The sequence below is a fragment of the Shewanella sp. 11B5 genome (assembly GCF_002836795.1).
In the GTDB taxonomy this organism is placed as follows: domain Bacteria; phylum Pseudomonadota; class Gammaproteobacteria; order Enterobacterales; family Shewanellaceae; genus Shewanella; species Shewanella frigidimarina.
Genome location: NZ_PJAP01000963.1, coordinates 1 through 2914, shown reverse-complemented (window position 1 = coordinate 2914; position 2914 = coordinate 1). Strand labels below are relative to the sequence as shown.

General features: G+C 43.5%; 3 protein-coding genes. All 3 read left to right on the top strand.

What is annotated here, in order from left to right; genetic code table 11:
• The coding region (locus tag CXF78_RS18880) for an SDR family oxidoreductase (RefSeq protein ID WP_145991564.1) at positions 1–237 on the top strand (237 nt) is incomplete at its 5' end.
• A gap of 82 nt (positions 238–319) precedes the next feature.
• Positions 320–1444, top strand: a complete 1125-nt coding sequence (locus CXF78_RS18875) for an NADH:flavin oxidoreductase (RefSeq protein ID WP_102037617.1) — start codon at positions 320–322, stop codon at positions 1442–1444.
• Positions 1445–1534: 90 nt separating this feature from the next.
• Complete coding sequence (locus CXF78_RS18870; RefSeq protein WP_102037616.1) at positions 1535–2746, top strand: acyl-CoA dehydrogenase family protein; 1212 nt, start codon at positions 1535–1537, stop codon at positions 2744–2746.
• The last annotated feature ends 168 nt before the right edge of the window (positions 2747–2914 follow it).

The following is a 2914-nucleotide window of genomic DNA, read 5'->3' as shown; positions in this document are numbered from 1 at the left end:
TGTGCCCAATTCAATATCCGCGTGAATGCTCTATTACCCGGCGGAACAGATACCAAGTTTGCTTCTGCGTTAGTTGATAACCCAGCCATTTTGAAACAAATGATGTACCACGTACCAATGAAGCGTGTGGCTCAGCCAGATGAAATGGCCGGCACAGTGTTGTATCTCGCCTCAAACGCATCAAGCTACACCACGGGTACGGCTATTAATGTTGATGGTGGCTATTTGATTGGCTAACGGTCTAATGAGGTAACGCATTACCGACAGTAAAAACAATATTGCAGACAAAATAAAAGATATAACAGGCTAGGAAGTACCCATGAACAGTGACAAAAACACCAGTATCGATAAGTTATTTGAATCATTTAACACTAAATCGTTAGCACTTAAAAACAAAACCGTTATGGCGCCAATGACACGTGCGTTTTCACCAAATTACATTCCTAATAAAGAAGTTGCAGCATATTACCGCAGACGTGCTGAGGGTGACGTGGGATTAATTATCACCGAAGGCACATTTATTTCTCATAAAGCCGCTAACGGTTATGAAAATGTACCCGCTATTTATGGCGAAGCAGCATTAGCTGGCTGGAAACACGTAGTGGATGAAGTGCATGCGGCAGGTGGCAAAATTGCCCCACAGCTTTGGCATGTAGGTTCTGTAAGAAAACCCGGCGTTGGTCCAGACAAAGAAGCCCCAGCTTATAGTCCATCAGGCTTGTATAAACCCGGTGCTAAAAATGGCGTTGCAATGTCACAGGATGATATCAACGAAGTGGTTGCCTCTTTTGCACAAGCCGCATTGGATGCCAAAAACATTGGCTTTGATGCCATTGAAGTACACGGCGCCCACGGTTACTTAGTTGATCAATTCTTTTGGGAAGGCACGAACGAACGTGATGACAAATACGGCGGATCGTTAGAAAATCGTACTCGCTTTGGTGTTGAAATAGTAAAAGCGATTCGCGCCGCTGTGGGTGATGACTTTACGATTATCTTCCGTTTTTCACAGTGGAAACAACAAAATTACAGCGCAAAACTGTGTCAAACCCCTTCAGAGTTAGCGACATTTTTAGGTTTGCTAAGCGATGCTGGCGTCGATATTTTCCATGCCAGTACACGCCGTTTTTGGGTGCCTGAATTTGAAGGTTCAGACCTTAACTTAGCGGGTTGGACCAAAAAGCTGACCAATAAGCCTGTTATTACTGTTGGCAATGTGGGGTTAGACGCTGACTTTATTGGCGAAGGTAATGCCGATTTATCGGGTACGTCTAATCCAACAGGCATTGATGAGTTATTAGTACGTTTAAACAATAACGAATTTGATTTAGTCGCTGTCGGTCGAGCCTTATTAGTCGATCCGCAGTGGGTCAATAAAATTAAACACAAAGCCATCGCGGATATTAAACCGTTTAACAAAAAATCATTAACGTCACTCAGTTAACGTTTGCTGATCTGATTGAGTCTTAATTGAAATATTAAGCCTCACTCTAGCACTGCTATTACACCGTAATGACCAATAGAAGGGTAGAACATGAATTTTGAATACAGTGAAAAAGTTCAAGCATTAATCAAACGTGTAAGCGATTTTATGGATTTGAACGTGTTTCCGGTTGAAGAAGAAATGCACCGACAGGTAGAGCTTGATCCTTGGTCAACGCCTCCGTTAATGGAAGAATTAAAAGCCAAAGCGAAAGCCGAAGGATTGTGGAATTTATTTCTGCCCGTTGCTTACGGTAAATACAGTGCTGGATTGACCAATTTAGAATACGCACCTCTGGCTGAAATTATGGGCAAAGTGATGTGGGCGTCAGAAGTGTTTAACTGTGCGGCACCCGATACCGGCAACATGGAAGTATTGGCTAAATACGGTAATGAAGCCCAGAAAAAACAATGGTTAGAGCCATTGCTAGAAGGCAAAATCCGTTCCGCGTTTGCCATGACAGAGCCAGAAGTTGCCTCAAGTGATGCGACTAATATTGAGTTAAGCATTGAACGCGATGGTGACGAGTATGTCATTAATGGCCGTAAGTTTTACATCAGTGGCGCGTGTCGTAAGCAATGTGAAATTATGATTGTGATGGGCAAAACAGACCCAACCAACAGCAATCGTTACATTCAACAATCTCAAGTGCTTGTGCCAATGAACACCCCGGGCGTGACGTTGGTGCGACCAATGAAAGTGTTTGGTTACAGCGATGCGCCAGAAGGTCATGGCGAAGTGACATTTACCAATGTCCGCGTACCGGTTGAAAATATTATTGTTGCAGAAGGCAAAGGTTTTGAAATTGCTCAAGGCCGTCTTGGCCCTGGACGAATTCATCACTGTATGCGCTCAGTCGGTATAGCCCAGCGCGCGTTAGATTTAATGTGTAAACGCGTTGGCGAACGTATTGTGTTTGGTCAACCGATGATCAAGCAACAGTCAGTACGTGAAGATATTGCTAAATCTGCCTGCCAAATTGAACAAGCCCGTTTAATGACCTTAAAAGCGGCGCAAAAAATGGATACAGACGGCAATAAAGCCGCCAAAGAACTGATTGCCATGATCAAAATTGTTGCGCCGAACATGTCTCTTGATGTGATTGACCGTGCTATTCAGTGCCACGGTGCAGTGGGTGTGAGTCAAGATACTTTCTTAGCACACGCATGGGCAGGCCAACGTACTTTGCGTTTAGCCGATGGCCCAGACCAAGTGCATATGATGCAGTTAGGTCGTGATTTAGTGAAAAAGATTACTGAATAAATCGATAAGTTGCAGATATCAGCAACAGATTGAAACGCATTACTGCGTTTCAATCTAAATGCCGTGTCACCGATCAGATCGCAATCATTTATGAGCATTGATTGCTAAACATTGAGTCATAAACATTGGATAGTAAACACTGATTCAAGCTGACTAGTTCTAATGACT